The organism is Paracoccus sp. J56 (assembly GCF_019633685.1).
Classification (GTDB): Bacteria; Pseudomonadota; Alphaproteobacteria; order Rhodobacterales; family Rhodobacteraceae; genus Paracoccus; species Paracoccus kondratievae.
On the sequence record NZ_JAFL01000024.1, the window covers coordinates 43,844 to 50,190 of the forward strand.

Annotated in this window: 8 protein-coding genes and 1 tRNA gene; 5 read left to right on the forward strand and 4 right to left on the reverse strand. The window is 61.7% G+C overall.

Annotation, left to right across the window (positions count from 1 at the left end; genetic code table 11):
* Positions 1-36 precede the first annotated feature (36 nt).
* Entirely contained in the window at positions 37-858 is an 822-nt protein-coding gene (locus tag M511_RS15280) for a uracil-DNA glycosylase (RefSeq protein WP_085502652.1), read from the reverse strand.
* Positions 859-916: 58 nt separating this feature from the next.
* On the reverse strand, positions 917-1,318 hold the full coding sequence (locus M511_RS15285; RefSeq protein ID WP_010400501.1) for a hypothetical protein: 402 nt from the start codon (positions 1,316-1,318) through the stop codon (positions 917-919).
* 155 nt (positions 1,319-1,473) lie between these two features.
* Here M511_RS15285 and leuB point away from each other — a divergent pair, with 155 nt between their 5' ends.
* The 3 genes from leuB (at position 1,474) to M511_RS15300 (ending at position 3,769) form a co-directional block, all read left to right on the forward strand.
* A complete protein-coding gene (leuB, locus tag M511_RS15290) occupies positions 1,474-2,592 on the forward strand; it encodes a 3-isopropylmalate dehydrogenase (protein WP_085502653.1) in 1,119 nt (372 codons plus the stop codon).
* Between the two features lie 60 nt (positions 2,593-2,652).
* Positions 2,653-3,606 carry a DMT family transporter gene (locus M511_RS15295; RefSeq protein ID WP_085502654.1) on the forward strand — a complete coding sequence of 318 codons (954 nt, stop codon included), beginning with the start codon at positions 2,653-2,655 and terminating at the stop codon, positions 3,604-3,606.
* Positions 3,607-3,692: 86 nt separating this feature from the next.
* A tRNA-Pro gene (locus tag M511_RS15300) sits at positions 3,693-3,769 on the forward strand.
* A 179-nt stretch (positions 3,770-3,948) separates the two neighbouring features.
* Here the strand turns inward: M511_RS15300 and M511_RS15305 are convergent.
* The gene (locus tag M511_RS15305) at positions 3,949-4,926 is read right to left on the reverse strand and encodes a nucleoside recognition domain-containing protein (RefSeq protein ID WP_085502655.1); all 978 of its coding nucleotides are present in this window, start codon (positions 4,924-4,926) and stop codon (positions 3,949-3,951) included.
* A gap of 116 nt (positions 4,927-5,042) precedes the next feature.
* On the opposite strand from M511_RS15305, the gene M511_RS15310 reads away from it, so the two are divergent.
* Positions 5,043-5,495: an Lrp/AsnC family transcriptional regulator gene (locus M511_RS15310; RefSeq protein WP_085502656.1), complete on the forward strand. Its 453-nt coding sequence runs from the start codon at positions 5,043-5,045 to the stop codon at positions 5,493-5,495.
* A gap of 79 nt (positions 5,496-5,574) precedes the next feature.
* On the opposite strand, the gene M511_RS15315 is transcribed toward M511_RS15310, so the two are convergent.
* Complete coding sequence (locus tag M511_RS15315; RefSeq protein ID WP_221397287.1) at positions 5,575-6,045, reverse strand: hypothetical protein; 471 nt, start codon at positions 6,043-6,045, stop codon at positions 5,575-5,577.
* A gap of 92 nt (positions 6,046-6,137) precedes the next feature.
* On the opposite strand from M511_RS15315, the gene M511_RS15320 reads away from it, so the two are divergent.
* A partial coding sequence (locus tag M511_RS15320; RefSeq protein ID WP_139824551.1) for a helix-turn-helix domain-containing protein occupies positions 6,138-6,347 on the forward strand: 210 nt, incomplete at its 3' end.

Genomic DNA, 6,347 nt, shown 5'->3' on the forward strand with positions numbered 1-6,347 from the left:
TGCTGCGGGAGAGGGGCGACTTTGGCCTGGTTATGCTCAGCCAGCCAGGTCCTCAAGCCGCGCGGACAGCGACAACAGGTCCGCCCATGCCTCGCGTTTGGCCAGGGGCGTGCGCAGCAGATAGGCCGGATGGGCCATCGGCAGCGCGGGCAGGCCAAAGGCGGTCGTCCAGGTGCCGCGCAGCTTCAGGATGCCCTGCCGGTTCAGCGCCGCGATGCAGGGCGTATTGCCCATCAGCACCAGCAGCTGTGGTTGCACCAGTTCGACGTGCCGGGTCAGAAAGGGCATCATCATGGCGATCTCGGCCGGTTCGGGGCGGCGGTTTCCCGGTGGTCTCCAGGTCAGGACATTGGTGATGTAAAGCGCCTTTTCGGCATCAACCGCTGTCCGCGACAGTCCGATTGCCCCGAACATCTGGTCCAGCAACTGGCCAGCGCGGCCAACGAAGGGACGACCCTGCCGGTCCTCTTCCTCGCCCGGAGCTTCGCCGATGATCATCACCCGCGCGCCGGGGTTGCCGTCCGAGAAGCAGAAATTGCGTGCGCCCTTTTTCAGCTCGATCCCGTCAAAGGTCTCTTGTGCGGCGGCAAGCTCGGCCAGCGTGGTGGCGCTGGCTGCCATGGCCTCGGCCTGCGCAACCAGATTTTCGCCCTCATCGCGGGGCGTGGCTGCAGAGCGGGCGGGCGGCGCAGCGGCAGGCGCGGCCGAGGGGGTCTCGGTCCGGTCGGACAAGGCATAACGGTCGAGCGGCGCATCAAGACATGGCTCGTCCGCGCCCAGCTCGGCCTGCCATTGCAGAAGCGCCAGCGCCGTTTCGGCGTCCAGCGCGAATCCCCTGTAGGTTGGATCGGCGGTCATGACCGCAGGCTAGGGCGCGAAGCGGGCGCGGGCAAGCCCGCCTGCGCTGCGGTACGCGTCATTGCGACTGGGTCAGCGGCGTCGTGCCGCCGCCCATGCCGATCAGCCGTTGGATCAGCGGTTTGGCCGTGGGCCCGATGCGGTCGCAGGCCGCCGGATCGTCCAGCAGCTTAAAGGCCGGCCCGTAATAGGTTTTGTCATAGGCCGAGGCGTCCAGCCCCAACTGTGCCGCCAGCAGGTCGCCAGTGCCGGTGATCAGGGTCCATTCCCCGTCGGTGATCGAATAATCGGCGCAATTCGAGGTGATGACATTCACATTCGCCAGTTCAGCGATCAGGGATTTCGCCTCGTTTTCGGACAGGTTTGAAACGTCGGGAAGCTTTACGGTGATGCCCCCGTCTGCCAGTGCCGCGCCGGACAGCAGGGCCAGTGCGCCGGCCAAAGCCGCGAGTGCCTTCATGAATTGCTCCCTTGCTTGTGCTGGGCATTCGGTTTGCCCGCCCATCCCGCCCGATCCGTCTGTCGGGCGCAACCCAATTCGCCGTGAACTTGACGCAGGCAGGCCGCAGGGCTAGGCGGGGCAGCAAGTGTCATAAGCATATGAGGATGCCTGCGATGACGACCTATTCCCTGCTGATCCTGCCCGGCGACGGCATTGGCCCCGAGGTCATGGCCGAGGTCCGCAAGGTCATTGGCTGGTTCGAAAAGAACCGCGGCCTGTCCATTGACGTCAGCGAGGATCTGGTCGGCGGCGCGGCTTACGACAAACACGGCAAACCCCTTGCGGATGAGACGATGGCCAAAGCACAGGCGGTTGATGCCGTGCTGCTGGGCGCGGTCGGCGGACCGAAGTACGACAACCTCGATTTCAGCGTGAAGCCCGAGCGCGGTCTTTTGCGTCTGCGCAAAGAGATGGACCTTTTTGCCAACCTGCGTCCGGCGCAGTGTTTTGACGCCCTGGCCGATTTCAGCTCTCTCAAGCGCGAGGTGGTTGCCGGTCTCGATATTCTGATCGTGCGTGAACTGACCTCGGGTGTTTATTTCGGCGAGCCGCGCGGAATTTCGGCGGACGACACCCCCGGCAACGAAGGCGGCCGCGTCGGCGTCAACACCCAGCGATATACCAGCGGCGAGATACGCCGCGTCGCGCGCTCGGCCTTTGAGCTGGCCCGTAAACGCGCAGGCCGCGTCTGCTCGATGGAAAAGGCCAACGTGATGGAATCTGGCATCCTGTGGCGCGAAGAAGTGCAATGGGTGCATGACAACGAATATCCCGATGTCGAGCTGTCGCATATGTATGCTGACAACGGCGCCATGCAGCTGGTACGCAACCCGCGCCAGTTCGATGTGATCGTGACCGACAACCTTTTTGGTGACATTCTTTCGGATGCGGCGGCGATGCTGACCGGCAGTCTGGGCATGCTGCCCTCGGCCAGCCTTGGCGCGCCGATGGCCAATGGCCGGCCCAAGGCGATGTATGAGCCGGTTCACGGCTCGGCCCCCGATATCGCGGGGCAAGGCAAGGCGAACCCGATCGCCTGTATCCTGAGCTTTGCCATGTGCCTGCGCTACTCCTTTGACCTTGGAGCCGAGGCCGACCTGCTGGAAAAAGCGGTCGAGAAGGTGCTGGCCGATGGCGTGCGCACCGGCGATCTGATGGGCGCCGAAGGCGGCAAGCCGGTGTCCACATCCGAGATGGGCGACCATATCGTCGCGGCGCTTTCGGCGCTCTGATCCAGGACCCGCGCCCGGTTCGCCGGGCGCGTCCGATCACGTGAACCGTCGGGGAGAGACATGGCGGCGGGCAATATCAAGGGCGCGTTGCTCGCCCTTCTGTCTATGGGGCTTTATTCGACCCATGACGTGATCATCAAACATCTGGGTGCCACATATCCGGCGCTGCAGATCCTGTTCTTCTCGGCGCTATTATCCTTTCCTCCGCTGGCGGTCCTGCTGCTGCGGGACCCGACGCATGGTACCCTGCGGCCGCGCAACCCGTTCTGGGTCGGGCTGCGGTCGTTCTGCATCGTCGCCTCGGGGATCGGCGGGTTCTATGCCTTTTCCGTCCTGCCGCTGGCGCAGGTCTACTCCATCCTTTTTGCTGCGCCCTTGCTGGTGACCGTCCTTTCGGTCCCGCTGCTGGGGGAACGGGTCGGGTTGCACCGCTGGCTTGCCGTCTGCGCCGGGCTGGGCGGGGTTCTGATCGTCCTGCGCCCTGGGGTGACACCCTTGGGTCTGGGACATCTGGCGGCGCTGATGGGGGCGACGGCGACCGCGCTGTCGGCCATTGCCGTGCGGCGTCTCGGCCGGTCCGAGCGGACGGTGATCCTGCTTTTATGGCCGATGATCGGGAACTTTCTTCTGACCGGAGCCTCGCTTGGCTTTGCCTATCGCCCGCTGGAATTTGGGGATCTGGTGCTGACCGGCGTGATCGCGGCGCTGGGGCTTGCAGCGGGTTTCCTGCTGATTCTCGCTTATCAGGCGGGCGAGGCGACCAATGTCGCGCCCATGCAATATTCGCAGATGCTCTGGGCTGTCGGCTATGGCTGGTACCTGTTCGGAGAGCGCCCGGATGGTCCCACCATCCTGGGGGCGGGTCTGATCATTGCCTCTGGGCTTTACATCCTGATGCGCGAGCGTCTGGGCGGTTCACGTCTGCGTCCGGCAACGCGGGCGCGCTTTGGCAGCGAGACGGTGACCGCCCCGCGCTGGAGCCTGTTGCAGCGCCTGATGCGCGAACGTGGCTGATCTCTGGTACGCGCCGTTTTCTGCGATGGGTTCGCAAGATTCCCCCTTGCATTCCGCTGCTTCAGGGGATACCTGCCCCTCACGGTCGGAGCGTAGCGCAGCCTGGTAGCGCACCTGCTTCGGGAGCAGGGGGTCGGAGGTTCGAATCCTCTCGCTCCGACCAATTTTTCTTTGTGTGGATTGCCACGATAGTCGTCCCTTTTGGACACTATCCTTCCTCTTCGGCCAGCAAAGGCGTCCTCTGCGGACCGCGGCTTGAACCTTTGAGCAGCGCAACCAAACTATCCCTTAGGGTTGCGGATCGACGCGAAGAGCCCAGAGCAGTCATTACAAAACGCGTCATCATCGGCTGACCGCCTGCGGGTTTGGTGCCCGGAACGCCCACGTGAAGAAGGTCTCATCTGAGACGGTTCGAAGGAATCTGGCAACCGCAGCGGTCGCGACCACGGCGAAAGCGATCCGGCCGCCAAGGACAATTCCAAGATCGGCGCCAAGTGCCACGACGATCAGGGTGTCCTCGATGACGCTATGCGCGAATCCCATGAAAACGCATGAGACAAAGACCTGACGCGGCGATACCGACCCTGACCACGCCTCGCGGATCAACAGACCTCCGCCATAGGATATTCCCAGGAACAGACCGACCGCGGTGAAGTGACCGGCCTCGCCCCGAATTCCAGCAAGCCGCAACACCGGCATTAGCGCCTTCATTATGAGTTTCAAGAGCCCTGTGATCCGCAGCACCTCCAGCCCGAACGACAAGACCAAGAGGATGACGAGCATCGAGACCATCGTCTCCAAGAGGCCTACGAAGAATCCTGTCCAGTCTGGGGTGGCGCTTATCGGAATCCAGGTCGGGTTCACCGGCGACGCCAACCAACCCGTGGCGCTAAGCAGACGATGCAGCAGAAACGCATAGAACACGCCGCCCAAGACACGAAGAAGCGTTGTCGTGATGATCCCGGGCCCAGCCTTCTGGATGATCTTCTGCTCGATCGGCAGGCCATGCGCAAACAGAAGCAGGGCCGAGAAAACCGTGATGTCGGCCACGCTCAGCGAACCCACCGGGACCAGAACGAAGATCAGGGGAACGGCACCCCATATCCCGACCAGCATCCCGCTTAGCCATGCGAGTCCCAACTCCGCCGGCAGTCCGACGAGGCTCATCGCCGGCGCAAATGCAGGGGCAACCGCCTCGATCACTCCCCACCGCGACAATAGCTCCGTCATAATCGTGATGGGAACCATAATACGGGCGAGCACCCAATATATCTCTAGCGTTTCCATAATCTTGTGCGCAGCGACTATGCGGACTGACATCAGAGGGCTCCTGTGACATTGCCCCTGAAGTCTACCCCGACCTGATCGCATAAATGGTCAAATATTGCGCATTTATGCAATTTTATTGCATTCTCATTCTGAAAGGAGAAATGCGGATGGATCGGATAGACCGAAAGCTTCTGAACCTTTTGCAGCGTGACGCGTCTAGAACGAATGTGGATATGGCCGACGAAGTCGGATTGTCGCCATCAAGCTGCTTGCGTCGGGTCCGTCGACTGCACAAGACGGGCATCATCGACCGTATTGTCGCGATCCTGAACCCGTCCAAGACCGGACGGGCGCTGAAGGCGCTGGTCACGGTCGAGCTGAAGCTTCACGGAGAGCAGCACATGCGCCGCTTTCTGGATCTGGCGAGTGCCGAAGAGGCCGTATCACAAGCCTATGCCGTCACAGGCGAGACGGACGTCGTCTTGATGCTACGTCTTCGCGACATGGAAGAGTTCGACGCACTTTGCGACAGGCTGTTCCAAGACAAAACCAACATTGCACGTTTTTTCACCATGATGGTGATCCGCACTGCGAAAGAGGAGACGGCAATTCGACTTTGAACGCAGCATATTCGGCAACCGAGCCAATGGCAAAAATGTCCGGCTTAGCTGACGATCCGTCACTGTACCCAATTCTGACCTACTCCGTGCAGGGCAAGTCATGATGGTCACAGAATGACCCCGTCGCCAGAGCATCTCGGCGGCGATAGATTTTCCGGATGCCGATCTTCTCTGTGATCGGCTTCAGCCCACATTCACGCAACGTTTGTGCGGCACATTGGCTCGTGAGATTCTGTTCGCGGGCATACATCCCCGCAGTGAAAAACTCGACCTTGAATGCCTCCAACGAGGCCGTAGTGACATACTCGCGGGTCACCCGAGTCGCGCTGTGGCGCATCCGCCCGACCTCGATCACACGCTGTGCAATCAGATATTGTAGTGTTGCTGCGTTGACGCATAGGCAGCGCCTCACCTCGCTTTTGGAATAGCCATTTGGCTCGAAACCAGAGAGAGCGCGCGTAACCTCTGATGGGTTCACCAGTAGCGAATCTAACCGAACATTGTTCGTGAGCCGACCTGTCGTGAGAACGGCGGTGGGAAATTCGTCCACGGTAGCGGTGGCTTGGTGCTGCTGCGGGCGGCGTAAAAGTCGTCCACCTATTCCCTTTCTGCGGCGGCAGGGAGGGCGTGAGGATTTACAGCGTGGACCTATATCTGAGAGTTCGCCAGGCTTGCGCGGAAGGCATGAGCCAGCGGGAAGCGGCGCGGGTGTTCAACATCTCGCGTGACACGGTTGCGAAGATGATGACCTTCTCGGTGCCACCGGGCTACCGACGGACGGCCGAGGTCAGGCGGCCAAAGCTTGATCCTTTCATCCCGATCATCGAGGGCTGGCTGGAGGCGGACCGTTCG